Consider the following 17,702-nt stretch of genomic DNA (forward strand, 5'->3'; position numbering starts at 1 on the left):
CGTTACTACGAAATCATCGTTAAATGCGATCGGTAATGCTGCCAAACTTCTTGCTTTGGTATGACGAGATTCTCGGCTACTGTTGCAGTTTCCATTCCCCAGAGAACCTCACAGGCTAGTTGTGAATGTGCCGAATAGCTGCCAATTTTTTGCCGAGATTTAGCAGCGAAAGCTGATCCTTGAATCAACGCAAATTGATAAGTTCCTGCTGCTTCCTTCAAGGCTTCTAAAGTTGCACGTTCTGCACCACCGGAATAGGTACAGACAAAACCAATACCACCCCATAAATCTGCTTGTCTTGTAGTAGGGAAGGCAGCAATTGTCTGGGCGATATGAATAGGATCAGCACCATCTACAAACCAGATGCTACGACCCATACCTTGATCAAAGACACGACAAGCATAGCCAGAAAGATGTTCAGGGATAGCGAAATTATCCAGATATTTTTCCCAGTGGGATAAACCATGTTGAAAGCCATAACCATCAATTACCAGCCAAGCCCTTTCAGGGTTAAGTTGTGATAAATATGGCTCTAGAGGTAGGGGAGTTTTACCGAGCATCAAACCCACACCGACATAGACAAAGTGTTCATAAGCTGTGTGGGTAGCAGTGATAAAAGACTCGACTCGATTGTGCTGACTGGGTGCAACTAAATCTCGCTGTGTCAAACCCATACCTACACCCTCACAGGCAAATCCGCGCAACTCATCATCAATGTTGCCTAGCTGAGATATGATTGCTTCTGGATTGTCATGAGCGATCGCCATCTGGAAACCCTGAATCAAAGTACCACGAATCTGCCGCATTCGCTGCTGCACACCAGGACTAATCGCCGAAATCCCACGCGCAGCCCAAATATTAATCGGCAAAGTTTTATCATCATTTAATCTTGCCTGCACAACATCTTGTGTCATATTGATTCTCCTAGAGAGTAGTGAGGGAGTGAGGGACAAGGGGACAAGGGGACAAAGGGAAAATAATTTTAACTATTGACCAATGACCAATGACTATTGACTATTGACTATTGACTATTGACCAATGACTAATGACTAATGACTAATGACTAAAGAATGACTATTCTGCTTTGGCTTTTCATTGATTGCGCCTAGCTTGAGAAAAGAAAGATGACCTAGTAACCCAATAGTCTGTTTGAGTAAACTAATGCTGCACAAACTCAGCTTTTCAATTCCCCAAACTCGTTCCCATTTGTGGATTAGATCACGAATTTGCTGATCGTAGTTAGAGAGATATTGCCAATTGTGAGAGCCTCTATTAGCTAAACCTTGAACAACAAAATCAGCAGCTATTTCTCCACCATTCATCCCAATCGCTACTCCATTACAAAAGAATGGGTCAAGAAAGGCTACTGCATCTCCCACAATCACAAAGCCATTGCCAGAATATTTATCATATTCCCAGTCATAATTCATTACTGGTTGTGTGGCTGTAACCTTTCTAGCTGCTTGTATAGCCTTGGCGAGAGGTTCCCAAGAATCAACGGTTTCTTGAAATACTTTGTCTAAATTTCTAGGACTATTTCTCGCTTTTTCTTCAAATAAAACAGCCATGACACTGACTCTTTCATTTGGCAGCATCATCACTAAAAGATAGCCACCATCGACAGTCACAACTAAAATGCCATCATTAGGAATCAATTTAGTTAAACTATTTCCCACAAAATGGGAAAAAACAGCGATATAACTATCTGGTTTTTTCTCTTGTGTTTTGATACCTAAATGATCTGCTAATGGTGTTTGTTTACCTCTAGCATCAATCACCATTTTCGCTGTAAATTCAATATATCCATCAGGTGTCCAACCTTTCACACCAGTAATCTGATCATGATTAAAAATGAAATCTTTGACTACAATATTGGGTGAATAAGTTGCTCCACAACTGATAGCACTGTCAATTAAAACCTGCTCAAATATTTCTCGGTTTAGCCCCATGCCATCATGATTATCCTGGAATCTTTTCGGCTCAATTTCAATTTGGTAATTAAAACTTTCATTAGTTGAAACTAACCTAATTTGCTTGGGAGCCTCCACTGCTAGCTGGATTTTTTTCTCAATATTCATCCGCACTAACAGGTCATGACTAATTCCATAAAATGTTTCTGGAAGTTGCAGAGCTTGTTTAATTCCTCGGTCAACTATCAGTACATCTAATCCCTTCCGCGCCAGTAAATTAGCCGCAGTTAATCCCGCAGGCCCTGTACCGACGACAATAACATCATATACATTGTTTACCATATTTTCCTTGAGAATTGGCATTGTTACTGCCATCTATAATGAAAGTCTCAAAACTCTTGGGGAATCCAAATTCCGTGGAAACCATAAGGAACTCGTTGCGGTAAGAGAATACGCGCTACAGGTTCATCTGTAAAATATTGAGCATCCACAACTAACAATTCAGAGGTGTTTTTAGCCTTGTCATAAACAAAAGTCAGCAACCAACCATCATCCTCTTCCACACCATCAGGACGAGGAACAAATACAGCCTCTCCACCATAACGACCTCTACCAAAATCATGGGATTGAGAGTAATTTCTCATAAAGTCATACTTTAACAATCCATCAAATGTGAAATCAGGTGTTGCACCAGGCATCATTCTAGCTGTATAACCGTAGCGATTTTGTTTTCCTAACCACTGCTGATTCAAACTAGGAAATTCTGATGGCAAATCATCAATGATTTCTTCCTCAACTAAACCTGTACGCAAATTCAACCGCCATTGATACAGAATCGGTCTATCTTCTTGAGTGTGATACAGTTTTGTTTTGTTAGGAATGTTCAGCGCTTTGGCATCATCTGCGCGACAGCCAATTAAGATAACTTCCTCTCCCATTTCATAAGCATTGAGAGTATGTACAACATAGCAAGTAGGAATTTCAAACCAGCGAATACTATGGCTATCTCCATGACGGGGAATAATACCCAGACGACTGGGAGAATCAGGTTCAAACATATAACCAGGTTCTCTTTTTTGTAGTCTTTCAACTCTAAATGTCAGAGGCAAATCCAGGAAAATTGTGTAGTTTTCTGTGATTGCAAAATCATGGATCATTACACCTACTGGTAAGTCAATAGGAACCGTTTTTACTATTTTTCCTTGGGCTGAAACTACGCTGTATTTTAAATAGGGTCGTTGTAAGAGAGAGTAACCGAAAAACATCATTTCCCCAGTTACGGGATCAACTTTCGGATGAGCCGTAAAAGCAGAACTTAATTGACCCTGATAGTTATATGGCCCAATTGTATCCAGGTCAGGTAAATTAATTTCGTATGGCTCCCCCCCCTCCCAAAGCGCTAAGAGGCGGCCTGCGTGCCACACTAGGGCAGTATTAGCAGTATTTTTAAAAGGGCTAAACAGGTTATTGGCTGGGTTATTTAGCTGTGGTAACTCTGTTAAACCAGTCCAAATAGCTCGGCCAGTCTTCTGCTCCATTTTAAATCCGCGCGTCTGCACAAAGCGATCGCGGTAAGCAGCTTTCCCATTACGAATCTGAATCCCATGTAGCATCCCATCCCCATCAATCCAGTTATAACGATTTAAGGGCGGAAACTGAGGATTCGGGCCATTGCGAACAAATATACCACAGAGATTAGGTGGTAATTCACCTATCACGGGTAAGTTATTGACAGTGATTTCTGCTTTTACAGGAGCAAAATTCTCCTGAAGATAAGGACTAATTGCTGTTGTAATCATTGCGGGAACTCTTAATAGTGATGAGTGCTGAGTGGGGGAGTGAGGGAGTGAGGGAGTGACTAATGACTATTGACCCTTGACTATTGACTATTGACTCTCCCCTTTTGTTTATAGGGAGGATATCTCCATTTCAAATCGAGGAGAAAAGATTTATTTAATACGCCTCTTTGATACGAAAAGTTATCAAAGCCGGCTTTACCGTGATAACGACCAAAACCACTTGCTCCGACTCCGCCAAAGGGTAAAGCTGGGACAGTCATGTGCATGAGGGTATCATTAATGCAAACACCCCCTGATGCAGTTGATTGTAAAATCAATTCTTGATGTTTTTTATTTTTAGAGAAGAAGTATAAAGCTAATGGTTTCGGTTGTTTATTAACCAGATTAATAGCTTCTGAGAGATGTGTGTATTCTAAGACAGGTAGAATCGGCCCAAAAATTTCTTCCTGCATGATTTTGTCTTGCGAGGAAACTTGATCTATGACAGTAGGAGCAATGTAGAGATTGTCTAAATCAGTTTCTCCTCCTACGATAATTTCTCCATCTTTGAGGAGTTCTGTTAATCGATAGAAATGTCTTTGATTGATGATACGAGCATAACTATGAATTTTTGATGGCTCGTCACCATAGAATTGTTTTATTTGGTTTTTAATATGATTTAATAACTCTGTTTTAATCTGGCGATTGACTAACAAATAGTCAGGAGCAGTACAAGTTTGACCGGCGTTGCTGAATTTTCCCCAAACAATTCTTTTCGCGGTATATTCCAGGTTAATATCGTCATCAACAATGCAAGGACTTTTGCCACCTAGCTCCAGAGTAACTGGAGTCAGATGTTTAGCGGCGGCTGACATGACTATTTTACCAACCTCAGTTCCCCCAGTAAAAAAGATATGATCAAAACTTGTTGCTAAGAGTTCTTTACTAGTTTCTACACCGCCTTCAACTACAGTGATAAAAGATGAGTCAAATGTATTTTGGATAATATCAGCTATGACTGAAGATGTATGTGGAGCTAGTTCTGATGGTTTTAAAACAGCACAATTACCGGAAGCGATCGCACTCACTAAAGGAGTCAACATTAAGTTAATTGGATAATTCCAAGGGCCAATAATTAGCACAACACCCAGAGGTTCGTGAGAGATGTGACCTGAAGATAAAAACTGATAGAATGGAGTTGCAACTTTTTGCGGTTTCGCCCAATTCTTCAGATGTTTGAGAGTATATTTAATTTCACTTAATACTCCCATAATCTCAAAATAGGCTTCAAATCCTGGTTTATGTAAATCAGCCTTTAAAGCTTGAATAATATTACCTTTATTTCCTTCAATGGCTTGCTCTAAAGTTTTGAGTTTATCGATGCGAAAATCAACATCTTTCGTTTGATTAGTCTGGAAAAACTGCCGTTGTTCTTCCACAAAGTCACTGATTCTAGTCTGAGTGATCATAACTTTTAATCCTGATTACTTCTAACGAAACAAGGTAGGGTGTGTTATGCCGAAGGCTAACGCACCTTGGTTTTATGACGGTGCGTTACGCTGCGTGTATCTCTAAAATCAAATTGGAATCTTGATAGATTCGGTAACAATTGATGGTTGACAACGGTGCGTTGCGCTACGCGACAACACACCCTACATTTCCAAAATTAAATCGGAATCTTGATAGGTTTGGTAATAAGTAGTTAGTAAATGAGATGAAATTATTACTAATTACTAATTACCACCTCTACAACTTGACTAACTCCGGCGCTTTTACACCATTTTTCTCATGAGTTTGCAAAGATGTTGTAGCTAGTTTATGTGTCCAAGACTGTAACTCAGGTCGATATTGATAATTTTTGAATTCTTCGTTCGCTTGAGCAATTGTACTGCTAGCTGGCAAGCCTCTAGTCTTAAATTTGAAAATCAAATCGTCTATGGCACATTCACCGGAGGCTTTCAATAAGTTGAATACATGATAAAGATTTTTTGGTGATAGCAAACCCTGAATTCCAAAACCTTTCCAGAGAAATTTGAGATACCACAAAGTCACAAAGAAGTAGATGTTTTTCATGTAGGCATAGACATTACATTTTTGTGGTTCGTATTTAGTATCTTGTAAGTAACTGTCAAATTCCTTGGTGATATAGTACCCAAAGGGTAGTTGACCTCCGCGATGGATGTACATCAGTCCAATGTTAGCGTCTTGCTCTATTAATTCATTAAACTGGTCGTAGACATGAACCATGAGTTTTCTAACTACTCCACGACTTTGTTTGCCAAACTTGCGGAGGAACTGCAAATCTAAATGCCATTTGCCGACATACATGGGGACGATAATTCCAAACCACCACATATTTTCTAAATACATCCGCCAGCTCATGATACTAGCGTGACCGAGTTGTTTATCCTGATCCCGCAGGAGATGGTTACAAGACTCTATGTAGCCTAGATTATAAGCATTATAAACAGCCCGTTTTTTCTCTACATCTGGCGCGCCTGTCAACTTGCCACGGACAATTTCGGTGATGGCTTCCATTTGAAAGGTCATCATTACCATGCCCAAGGAATAGAAAGGATCGAAAATAGCTGCCGCATCACCAACTACATACCAGTTGTCTGGAGAGAAGATAGTCTTACTCTTATGGGGTAGTCTGGGTAAGTAATGGAAGTCAATTTCTTCGCCACTTTTGAGCAGTCGATAGAGAATATTATGGTTTTCTTCTAGAAAGGCATGGAATTTTTCTTTAGTATTGACTGTTTCCGGTGGGATAACCTCATGATGATGGGCTACGCCAATAGATAATTCCATTGTTTGTGTATCTGTGGGAATTACCCATACCCAATGCCCATGTCCCATCATGTGATTTGTAGCATAGTAATGGCTACAAGTGGCTCCTAAAGGATCATAACCACTGTGAAAGATTGTGCGATCAACATTTTTCACCCGCACCCAAGCTGAACCGTTATTTAGTCCGTGGAGGTTTTCAGGGCCAGCAACCACGTTATCAGTTTTGCGGCCAACGATAAATTTACGACCGGCTGCATCAACAATGTGTTTGGCTTTGAGTTCTACATAGCTATCTGCAACTTTGACTTTAACAGTTTTGATCGCATCACCAGAGGTTAAATCTACATCTACAACTCGACCGTTGTAAAAACTAGCTCCCATCTGCTTGTTCATTTTCAAGACATCAGTCTCGAACTTGGCACGGTTCATCAGGGTGGAAGCAAGCGGGGGCTGTTTAATTGACCAGACGTGATAGTAGTCATCTATTGATTCTGTTTTATCTGGTTGTTTTGCCCAATGATAGTTTAAGCCGTATTTGGGAGGATGATTTTCAATTAGGTAATCGTACAAACCCAATTCTTTACCGAAAAACATGGTGGAAATCTCTACAGTTGATTCGCCAACTTTGAGGTCTTTATCTGTGCGTTCTTCAGGACGAGGATCGATTAAGGCAATTTTGATGTTAGGAATGTTGAGTAGGAGGTGACGGGCTTGAGAAACCCCAGCGATACCAGCACCCATAATGACAACATCGTAGACTTGAGATTGATGGTTATTCATTGATGTTTTTCTTGCAAGTTTGAGTTAGTCAAATTTTGGAGTTGAGCTTAATAGCGATACGTTTCGGTTAGAGCTAAAAATCTAATTTTGTGTAGGTTGGGTTGAGGAACGTAGGCGTAAGCCTTCTCGCAGAGTAACCCAACATTTTTGTAGCTTTGTTGGGTTTCGCGATCGCTCAACCCAACCTACGATCTAATAACAGCCAATTTGGGAAAATTTATTCATTTTTTGATGTTCCCTTAGTTAAAATTTGAGATTGGCTAATTCGGGAACTGGTGTAGTAACTTTACCATTGGAGTGTACAACTGGTTCGACTATATTCTGATTCTGTGTCCAAGGTTGCAACTCAGGTCGGTATTCGTAATCCTCAAACTCTTTTCTCGCTTGAGCGATGACATTGCTGACTGGGGATTTTCTATTTTTAAATTTGAAAACCAATTCATCTATGACACATTCACCGGCTGCCTTGAACAACTTAAATAGGTGATGAAGATTGCGTGGTTTTAATAAGGCTGTAATCCCGAAACCTTTCCAGAGGAATTTAATATACCACAGTGCCACAAAGAAGTAAGTGTTTTTCATGTAGGCGTAGACATTACACTTTTTGGGTTCGTATTTAGTGTCCTGTAAATAAGTGTCATAGTCCCGCGTTACATAATAATGAAAAGGTAATTGATCGGCTCGATGGGTATACATTAAGCCCAGGTTGGCTTGTCCTTCAATTAGTTGATCACACTGTTGATAAACATCAGTCATTAAAGAGGTGATGATGTGACGACCTTGTTGACCAAATTTACGCAGGAATGGTAAATCTAAGTGCCATTTACCAACATACAAAGGTACGATGATACCAAACCACCACATATTTTCTAAGAAGATGCGCCAGCTCATAATGCTCGCATGACCAAGTTGTCTATCATGAGCGTGGATGAGATGATTGTTAGAGCGAATTGTGCCGATATTGAAAGCATTATAAACAGCCCGCTTTTTCTCGGCATCTGGCTCACCAGCTAACTTGGCTCGGATAATTTCTGTGGTACTTTCAATGCCAAAGGTCATCATTACCATGCCCAAGGAATAGAAAGGATCGAAAATAGCTGCCGCATCACCAACTACATACCAGTTGTCTTGAGAAAACATCGTCTTGCTCTTATGAGCTAATCTTGGTAAGTAATGGAAGTCGATTTCTTCACCACTCTTGAGTAGGCGATAGATGAGGTTATGATTTGCTTCTAAAAAGGCGTAGAATTTTTCTTTGGTGTTGACGGTTTGTGGAGGGATAACACTATGATGATGAGCTACGCCAATGGACAATTCCATTGTTTGTGTATCTGTAGGAATTACCCATACCCAATGCCCATGTCCCATCATGTGATTGGTAGCATAATAATGGCTACAAGTGGCTCCTAATGGGTCATAACCACTGTGAAAGATTGTGCGATCAACATTTTTTACTCGCACCCAAGCCGAGCCGTTATTTAATCCATAGAGGTCTTCTGAATCGAAGATAAGATTGTCAGTTTTGCGCCCAACAATGAACTTACGACCGGCTGCATCAACAACGTGTTTGGCTTTCAGTTCTACATAACCATCTTCAACTTTGACTTTAACAGTATTAAGATTATCACCTGGGGTTAAATCTACATCTACTACCCGACCATTGTAAAAACTAGCTCCCATCTGCTTGTTCATTTTTAAGACATCAGTCTCAAACTTGGCACGGTTCATCAGGGTGGAAGCAAGAGAAGGCTGGCGAGTACACCAAATGTGATGATAATCGTCAATTGATTCTGTATTTTCTGGTTGTTTGGCCCAATGAAAATTCAAGCCGTATTTGGGTGGATGATTCTCAATTAAGTAATCATATAAACCCAATTCTTTACCGAAAAACATGGTGGAAATTTCTACAGTTGATTCGCCAACTTTGAGGTCTTTGTCTGTACGTTCTTCGGGACGAGGATCGATTAAGGCAATTTTGATGTTAGGAATGTTGAGTAGCAGGTGGCGGGCTTGAGAAACTCCGGCGATGCCAGCACCCATGATGACAACATCGTAGACTTGAGATTGATGGTTATTCATTGATATTTCTCGTTTAAGGTTTTTGGGAGTTGGATGTGATGCTGGTTTTCCAGCATCACTATTTGCCTGTTATTTACTAGGTTTGATATCTTGCACTACTACAGCCACCATTTTTTCGACACCTCTTGTCAGTTTGACTGGGAAAGTGAGGACTTTAAGTTGACTGTTGGCCGCAGTATCCAGAAATAAAACACTGTCTCCTTCTATACTGTCGATGAGTAAATCAATCGACTTTCTTTCAGTAGCTTTACGTAAGGCTTCCACGGCAGTCCAAATTCGCGTACCAGCATGAGCTACGGAACTTTTAGCCCCAATTAACTGTTGCATTAACAGTTCACGGGAATTACTCAGTAAGGCTGTCCAGTCTTGTCGGGTGCGATGGGTGACTGGTTCGATGTCACAACCTTGCATTCCATATCCAGCCACAGAGATACAAACTCGCTCGTCATGGGAAAGAGAAACTGCTATATTCTGGTTATCTAGTCCCGCAATCACTGGTTTTCCTGAATCTGTCCATGTGATTTGGAATTCTGGCAACAGATGAGGATTGCTATTTATCAATTGAGCGATCGCCTGCTCAAATAGAGGTATTTCTAATTTATGGCGATCGCTTGGTGATAAACTGTGGATGCCAGGAGTGTAAGCTAAGGCAACTTCTGGAGCTGTAACTCGGAAAAGATGCGCTTGATTACTCAGTTTCCGGCGCAAAATCCACTCGTCTCTTTGCGTTGGGTTAGCTAGTTCTTCGACAGTGGGATTATCTTTACGGTTTTCTAGTATCCGCAGTTGATAGCCACTGAGCCTTTCTACCAGTTGTCCATCGGCAGTGGTGACAAACACTGTATTTTGATACTGTTTCCCTTCTCGACCTTGTGGTTGTGTCACCCCGATATAGCTAGAAACCTGATTATCTGGTTGGTAGATTTCAATGCTGTCAATCTGGATGGGCAAACACAGGTCTTGGGGAATTACCAGTTGTCCAACTTGCAGTAGTGAGTCGCGGCAATAAGGATCTCCCAGCCAGAATGGCCCTTGGGCGCGATTTAAACTCCCTTCTTGAGTTTCTGTTGAAAATGCGTTTCTTTGGGTTTGGAAGACACACTCTCTGGAGTTGAGGGTATAAATCTGTTGCAGGCGTTGAAAACTAGGGCCTTGGAACAGCAGCCAACTGTATAGGTCTTTTTGTGGGTCAATATCTAAAGGAGCTTCTGGAAGGTTGATTTGCTCAATTGGTGGATTATTTTCTACACCTAAGATAAATGTAGCAGAAAAATGATTGATTGCAAATCCCGTCTGCTCTGTTTTGATACTCACATACACCCGTCGTCCAGAATTTTTGAACTCTCGTTCCGGTACTTCTGCATATATTTCGATGTCTACTCCCTTGTTGGGGTCTACAACGATGGGACGTTCCAGGCGAATATCTTCAATGCGGACGGCAGGGAAACTCTGCTCACCTGTGACGTAGGCAACCGCTTGGGCCATTGCTTCTAAACCAAACACAGTGGGGAACAGATAGGAACCTTTATACAGATGATCTAACAGATAAGAATCTCTTTCCAAGCTAAGGTGTGTCCTGGCTAGGATCTCCACTCCCGGTTCACATAACAAAATGCGTTCTAGGAATTTTAACTCGGCACGGGGTAAAAATCTCTGGGGATACCATGTATCTAGACCGCTTGATTCAAACGCAGAGAGGGCTTGCATTGGGGCAGCAATAACGATGCGGGTATCTCCGGGGTCATTTTTGATTAAATGCAAGAATCGGGCTACGCCTGCGTCTTTGGGAATGGCTTTAATGCCCATCTTCGCCAGATTACGAACACTGCCCATCCTTGCACCCATACCGACTTCTTCCCAGACACTAAATGCCATTGTGATCACCGCAACTTCTGGGTGTTGATGTTGGAAGCGGCGTAAAATCAAATCCAGGGCTTCATTGGCAAAGCCGTACCAAGCATTGCGCTGCATCCCAGTGATGCCGATGACGGATGAGAAACCAACAAACAATTTTAGTGATGTGTTGGCTAGGAGTTGGCACAGATTCAAAACGCCTTTGAGCTTGGGTTTGAGTTCATCCAACGCAGATTCCGCAGATACTTGCTCTACTAACCGGGGTTTGTTGAGAGCAGCCCCATGAATTACACCTGTAATCTCGCCTAAATCTTGTCTGATTTGTGTCAACAAAGATGTAACTGCATCCAGGTCGGCAATATCGCATTCATAATATTGACAAGTCAATCCCTCAGCGTTAAATCTTTCCAAAGTCCGGGCTATCTCTGTACTGCCACCGCCGCGTCTTTCCACATTGCCATGAGGGTGTGGTGAACGACCAATCAGTGCCATGCGTACCCCTGTATTTCTGGCCAAGGCTAGGGCAGACTCTGCTGTGATGCCTTTGCCACCACCAGTCACGAGAATGACATCATCGGCTGACCAAATAATTTCCCGGCGTTGATAGTCAACTGGTTCTTGCACCAGGGGACGAGGAATGTAACGAGTTAGCTGCTGGTCATAGCCGACAGATAGGTAAACATGGGCGGTGGTAAGTTCTTTAATGACGCATTCAGCTAAGTTCGCGGGACTAACGGTAGGTGAGAAATCAACTACCCGCACCTTTAAATCAGCTCGTTCCAGATGCACACTAGCCGCAAAACCCACTGTACAGCACTGCTCGATATCTGCTAGCGGTGGTTGTGTCCCAAACAGTCCCCCACTAAATTGGATATAGGCGATCGTTGTATGCTCACGGAGAACTCGCGGCGTTGTTGGTGGGGTGGCGATGCTGCGTAAGCGTTCGATGATATCGAGCAAACGTCCGTCTGCTGATAACTCTTTGTTGCTTGTGCGCGGTAAGATAGCAATAAAATGGGTAAAATCGCTGCTGGTGATTAATGCTTGAGTCCGTGCTTCCGTAAAAGACACCGTTTGCACTTGGGAATTGCGATCGCTCAATTGCCCAGATAATATCTCTGCTATCTCTTGCTCACCAGCTTCACAGAGAATCAATACATTTGCCGTTTGCCATTTTTCCTCAGAATGTTTACCCAAAGTAACTGGTGTAAATTCCTCTGGTACTGCCTGAACAATGTAATCACGAACTTGCGCTGGCTGTTGCTGATCATCAGTCAAGGTTTTGAGTGCGATCGCTTCTCTTAATGCTACACCCACCGCTTCTTTCAACACTACATTTGACTCATTTTTCGCGGCTGTTTCATAATGACCATTGCCGTTACTCTCTGGTGTAGCAGCACGCAACGCCTCAGCAACTTCTTGGATGGTTGCATTAGCCAAAGTTGTTGGGTCAATCAAACCTGCCACGCCAACTTCTCTGGCGACTGTAGCGATGACTTCTCCGGCTTTAATGGAATCTAAATTCAGGTCATCCAATAGGCGGATTTGCAGGGTGATGCTTTCTTGGGGGAATCCGGTTTGTTGAGCAATCAGGTTGACTAATAAGTTTTCAATGCTAACAGTAATCGTTGACCCATTTTTTGCCCCATTTGTCCCGTTTACTGCTATAGTGCCGTGATGATTGGGCGTAGCTTGCCGTAATGCTTCCGCTACCTCTTGGATGGTTGCATTAGCCAAAGTTGTTGGGTCAATCAAACCTGCCACACCAACTTCTCTAGCCACTGTAGCGATCACTTCTCCGGCTTTAATGGAATCTAAATTCAGGTCATCTAATAGACGGATTTGCAGGGTGATGCTCTCTTGGGGGAATCCTGTTTGTTGAGCAATCAAACTCATTAACAAACTTTCTACACTAGTAGCTTGGTCTTGCTTGACAGCAACGCTAACTTCTGTATTTGCAACAGGTACTTGATGAGAAACACTGCTTACAGGCACTTTTTCTCGGTTACTGATAGGAGTAGAAAGCATTGGCTGCTGAGTTTGCACATCCGCTTTGATGACTTCTGTGAGAAACTTGCCGCGCTGTGAGAAGTAATCAGCTAGGATCTCCCACGGTACTGAATTGGTGGTAGGTGCAGACTCAAACATTTGCGGCATGGGCGTTACACTCGCCGGTGACACCTGGAATGGACGCTCCAAGGGGTTCTCAATAAAGATGCGTTGAGACGCGGGGATAAACGGATGAACCAACCGACCTTCGTAAACAGTTTCCCAGTTAAGATCAGCGCCGTGGATAAATAGGGCGGAGAGCATGACATTCAAATCCCGATCAACACCGGGTTTGGATTCCACTGGCAAACAAAGTAGCTCATTGGCAATATCACTGACTAAACCAGAAAGCACTTTCCCCGGCCCCACTTCTATCAGCAGGTCGCATTTCTGTTCTAGGGTTTTGACTAGAGAGACGAAATCTACTTGAGCGATCGCCTGCTTGCTAAAATACTCCCGTAATGACAATCCTGGTGCTAGCTGTTGTCCGTCTATGCTGGAAAATACTGGTACAGCTATTTCTGTCAGTTGATCTGGCATCAGTTCATGTTGACCTAAAAACTCGGCAGCAGGTGCAACTAGTTGAGAATGGAAACCGTTGGAAACTGGTAGTCTGACGGCACGGATACCTCCAGCCACAGCTAGCTCAACGACTTGCTCAATACTAGCCTGTTCCCCAGAAACGACTATTTGCAAAGGACTGTTGATATTTGCCAGGACGATATAACCACTAACTTGACGCAACAGGGCTTCAGCTGTTTCTCGTGAACAACCTAAACTAGCCATAGCCCCTGGGCGATCGCTGGCTACTGACATCGCCTGTCCACGCACACCAGCCAAGCACAGAAGTGTCTTTTCGTCAAATCCTCCGGCGGCATAAACAGCACTCAATTCTCCCAAACTATGACCACCCACAGCCACTGGTTTGATGCCAAGGCGATTGAGGTAGCGCTGCCAAATCAGGGAAGCCAGACAAATCGCGGGTTGAGCAACTTGAGTGTTTGCTAGGGTTTTTGACCATTCTGTGAGTTGTTCCTGATTCACAACTCGGTCAAGAGGCAGATAAATCTTTTCCCTCACCCCTGGGGAACCAATTTCACTCAACCAAGCATCCGCCTGGGTGACTAAATCTTCTGCCCAATCGTATCTCTCTACAAGCGATCGCACCATATTTAATTTCTGCGAACCTTGTCCAGGGAACAAAAAGCCGACGCGGTGGCGACGTACTGCATTGCCAATCCACACTTCTTTCTGGGGGCTGACAACTGTCTTTCCTGGCGCTGGGGGTGTTTCCCGCAACAGTTTTTCCAGAAGGCTCAAGCGTTCTACTAATTCTGTCGCTGTACTGGCAATTACTGTTGCCCGGATGGGTAATTGGGGTTCTAGTTCGCGGGTTAAATGAGCCGCCAAATCAACTAGTTCACTCACACTCAAGCCTGCGGCAATCTGGCTCACAGTCAATGTCCGACGTAACAAGGCAGAAACAGATGCGGCAGCCAACACAAATATCTCTGTATCCTGATGAGAAACTAGTAAGGCTTTCTCCGTAATCGATGGTTCGAGATGAGTTGCCGGTGGATCACCAGATTCCAGCGTGACGTGGCAATTAATCCCACCAAATCCCATAGCCGAAACCCCAGCCCGGAGAATATCTGTCTGAGTGCGGACTTGTCCTTGGAGAATGGGATAGAGACAACGCGCAGAAGTTTCAAATACGACGTTTGGTTCTTTACAACCGGCTACTGGTGGGAGAATCCGGCGGTTGACAGCGATGGTAGCCTTGATCAGTGCGCCAACACCCGCAGCCGCTTTTGTATGACCAACGATAGATTTAAAGGAGGTGACACCGCAAATGCGATCGCCTACTTCACCATCAGCTTTCATCGCCAGGGCGATACCTTCTAATTCTACGCGATCGCCTACTGGTGTTCCTGTACCATGTCCCTCAATAAAATCAAGTGTTTGCGGACTGTAACCTGCTCGTTCATAGGCGCGGCGTAAGGCTGTGGCTTGTCCTTCCCGGCTGGGTGCTGTTAGTCCGCCTTTGCCGTCAGAAGAGATTCCCCAACCATTCAAGACTGCATATATATAGTTGCCATCAGCACGAGCATCTTCTAAGCGCTTCAAGACGACAAAACCACATCCTTCTCCCGGAATAAAGCCACTGGCTTGGCGATCGTAAACTGTCATATCTTGCTTTGTCAGTGCGCCAGTCTTAGCAAAGCCAATTAATTCAAAGGTATCTAAACTAATATCAACACCACCAGCAAAGGCTAAGTCTAAATCACCATTACTTAAAGATGTAGCTGCATTTGCCACTGCTACTAATGAAGAAGAACAAGCCCCATCGACTGTGTAACCGCCACCGTGGAAGTTGAAGAAGTTACAGATGCGGCCGGCGATCGTATTAGAAAGATTACCGGAAAGTGTATCTTCAGTAATGGGGGAGAATACAGATTTGTAATAATCCTCCATTGTCTCTGCCACAGAATCGATCACTGGTGCTGGCATACCTTTAGCCTCTAGAGAAGCCACTAAAGCCCGGCGGACATAAGGCCAGCGCAACCTGACGTTAGTAGAACGGGAAAACTCCCCTGTCATGGTGTTCCCCAATAACACCCCAGTCCGTTCAATCGGTACGTTAGTGCGGGTGTAACCAGCATCCTCTAAAGCTTGCATTGCCACTTCTAAAGCTACCCAGTGAGCAATATCCGCAGTCTCGACAACTGTTTTAGGGATGCGCTTGCTCATCCAATCAAACTCAAACCCATCAATCACAGCCATCCGACTTCCATAAGTCTTGTCTGGGACGGCAGAGTCTGGATCATAATACTCTGAAAGGGGTAAGCGCTGATCTGGTGTCTGGCGAAACTCTTGTCTTCTAGCGAGTATGTTTTCCCAAAGTTGTCGTAAATTCCTCGCACCAGGATACCAACAGCCCATGCCAATTATTGCAATAGCAGCAGATTTTTTCATTGGTATATTCATAGTTAGGATAACCAAATAGGTCTAGTTCGAGAGGCGTGAGTCTGACAATAGACTTCTGGCAAAAGTTCCCAACGACTGAAGTTTAGAGGAACTGATTTCACCTACTCATACTAATGGCCTCAACATCTGTTGAAACAGGCTTTTTTTCAATAGCCACTGACTCTAGATAAGAGTAGAAAAGATAGTTTTGCCAGCAGTCTAGTACAGCATGATGTAAATAAGACTACTATTTTCAACAGTTAAGCAGTCCAGAATTAGTACAAGCTTATTGACTGTTAAATGTTGAACATTGACCTTTGTATAGCAGTACTAGTAACTTAATTCTGAATTTTCTAGAGGATCTGGAAAATTTACCAGTCAGTCAACAATTACCCAAATTATCTGACTCTGATACAAATCATCAACATTTATAGACACAGAATTTCCTCAGTTGGTGATAGTCATTAGATAATGTCTTGCTCAAACACCGATGCCCTTCGGGTGATGCGTCTAACACTACTACCACGCCACTAATGCCAATTCCTGATGAAATGTTCTCAGATTTTACAAGATTGCTCAATTAAACCATCTCAATGTTCTTTGCAATTACCTACAGCTTTGGTAATTAGACGCGAAACCTTTTCTCTTCAGTTAAGAATAGCAGCATTAGTAGATTTATGTATAGTGGCTAAATTTAAAGAAATGTAAATCATCGAAAAATATAGACTATTTCATTCGTCAGTCTTGAATCCAGCATTGATTATCAAGGACTCAAGCTAATGTAGATTCTTTTAAAAAAAATTACGTATGCAAATTTATTTTCAACCATGACTTATAAATGGCTTGTTTCACTATCAGCAGGAAGAAATGTATCATTTATATATATATAAACCATGACATGAAAAATTATCAAAAATTCACGCAACCCCTACTAGAGTTAACTTTGCCATTGACAAGAAAGCTAAATTATCCAGAAAATACTGTGCAACGGGAAAGGTTATAAATAAATAATTAAGAAAAATGGATCAGATAATTTAACAAGCTGCTTGGGAACTTAACTGAAATTTAATCGAACAGACATAAATGATTAAACTCAATCGTATTTGATTTTGAAATCATCGGAATTGCATACAGGTACATCAATCGGTATCTATATGCAATCTCCAATAAAATCAGCAGGTAGTTCAGCATTGTCCACCTGACAATGAAGCTTTAAGACTACGTACAGGGTGCGAAAATCAACTCAAATTCCCCTAGCAAGGAATCAAAATCTCAGTAACAATCCATGCAATTAGCACAATTATTAATTAATAATAAAGAAACATGAAAATAAAAATAGATGATTTTTTATAAAACTTAACTTAAGCTTAATCGAACAAAAATAAATGATTAAACTACATCATTTTTGATTTGGAAGTCACCAGAATTAAGCGAAGAAAAAAGCATAAATTATCCGAAATCGGCTGTAAGTAGAGTGTATGAGTAAGAATATTTT

The 17,702-nt window shown here is 42.4% G+C and carries 8 protein-coding genes; 1 reads left to right on the forward strand and 7 read right to left on the reverse strand.

The window, feature by feature from the left end; all coding sequences use genetic code 11:
* Nucleotides 1-5: 5 nt before the first annotated feature.
* The 7 genes from FD725_RS23230 to FD725_RS23260 all read right to left on the reverse strand — a co-directional run bounded on the left by FD725_RS23230 (nucleotide 6) and on the right by FD725_RS23260 (nucleotide 16,216).
* A complete protein-coding gene (locus FD725_RS23230) occupies nucleotides 6-914 on the reverse strand; it encodes a DUF1702 family protein (protein WP_179050334.1) in 909 nt (302 codons plus the stop codon).
* 135 nt (nucleotides 915-1,049) lie between these two features.
* Nucleotides 1,050-2,285, reverse strand: a complete 1,236-nt coding sequence (locus FD725_RS23235) for an NAD(P)/FAD-dependent oxidoreductase (protein ID WP_179050335.1) — start codon at nucleotides 2,283-2,285, stop codon at nucleotides 1,050-1,052.
* Nucleotides 2,286-2,299: 14 nt separating this feature from the next.
* Entirely contained in the window at nucleotides 2,300-3,709 is a 1,410-nt protein-coding gene (locus FD725_RS23240; RefSeq protein ID WP_179050336.1) for a carotenoid oxygenase family protein, read from the reverse strand.
* Between the two features lie 80 nt (nucleotides 3,710-3,789).
* Nucleotides 3,790-5,157, reverse strand: a complete 1,368-nt coding sequence (locus tag FD725_RS23245) for an aldehyde dehydrogenase (RefSeq protein WP_179050337.1) — start codon at nucleotides 5,155-5,157, stop codon at nucleotides 3,790-3,792.
* 277 nt (nucleotides 5,158-5,434) lie between these two features.
* The gene (locus FD725_RS23250; RefSeq protein WP_179050338.1) at nucleotides 5,435-7,258 is read right to left on the reverse strand and encodes an FAD-dependent monooxygenase; all 1,824 of its coding nucleotides are present in this window, start codon (nucleotides 7,256-7,258) and stop codon (nucleotides 5,435-5,437) included.
* A gap of 243 nt (nucleotides 7,259-7,501) precedes the next feature.
* A complete protein-coding gene (locus FD725_RS23255) occupies nucleotides 7,502-9,337 on the reverse strand; it encodes a lycopene cyclase family protein (RefSeq protein ID WP_179050339.1) in 1,836 nt (611 codons plus the stop codon).
* A gap of 69 nt (nucleotides 9,338-9,406) precedes the next feature.
* Nucleotides 9,407-16,216 carry a type I polyketide synthase gene (locus FD725_RS23260; RefSeq protein ID WP_256871718.1) on the reverse strand — a complete coding sequence of 2,270 codons (6,810 nt, stop codon included), beginning with the start codon at nucleotides 16,214-16,216 and terminating at the stop codon, nucleotides 9,407-9,409.
* A 537-nt stretch (nucleotides 16,217-16,753) separates the two neighbouring features.
* On the opposite strand from FD725_RS23260, the gene FD725_RS23265 reads away from it, so the two are divergent.
* Nucleotides 16,754-16,915, forward strand: a complete 162-nt coding sequence (locus FD725_RS23265) for a hypothetical protein (protein ID WP_179050341.1) — start codon at nucleotides 16,754-16,756, stop codon at nucleotides 16,913-16,915.
* Nucleotides 16,916-17,702: the final 787 nt, after the last annotated feature.

The sequence above is a fragment of the Nostoc sp. TCL26-01 genome, from assembly GCF_013393945.1.
GTDB lineage: Bacteria > Cyanobacteriota > Cyanobacteriia > Cyanobacteriales > Nostocaceae > Trichormus.

Coding starts and splice junctions, on each gene's coding strand:
- FD725_RS23250 (WP_179050338.1), bottom strand. CDS start 7,258: ATGAATAACCATCAATCTCAAGTCTACGATGTTGTCATTATGGGTGCT.
- FD725_RS23265 (WP_179050341.1), top strand. CDS start 16,754: ATGAAATGTTCTCAGATTTTACAAGATTGCTCAATTAAACCATCTCAA.
- FD725_RS23235 (WP_179050335.1), bottom strand. CDS start 2,285: ATGGCAGTAACAATGCCAATTCTCAAGGAAAATATGGTAAACAATGTA.
- FD725_RS23240 (WP_179050336.1), bottom strand. CDS start 3,709: ATGATTACAACAGCAATTAGTCCTTATCTTCAGGAGAATTTTGCTCCT.
- FD725_RS23255 (WP_179050339.1), bottom strand. CDS start 9,337: ATGAATAACCATCAATCTCAAGTCTACGATGTTGTCATCATGGGTGCT.
- FD725_RS23245 (WP_179050337.1), bottom strand. CDS start 5,157: ATGATCACTCAGACTAGAATCAGTGACTTTGTGGAAGAACAACGGCAG.
- FD725_RS23230 (WP_179050334.1), bottom strand. CDS start 914: ATGACACAAGATGTTGTGCAGGCAAGATTAAATGATGATAAAACTTTG.
- FD725_RS23260 (WP_256871718.1), bottom strand. CDS start 16,216: ATGAAAAAATCTGCTGCTATTGCAATAATTGGCATGGGCTGTTGGTAT.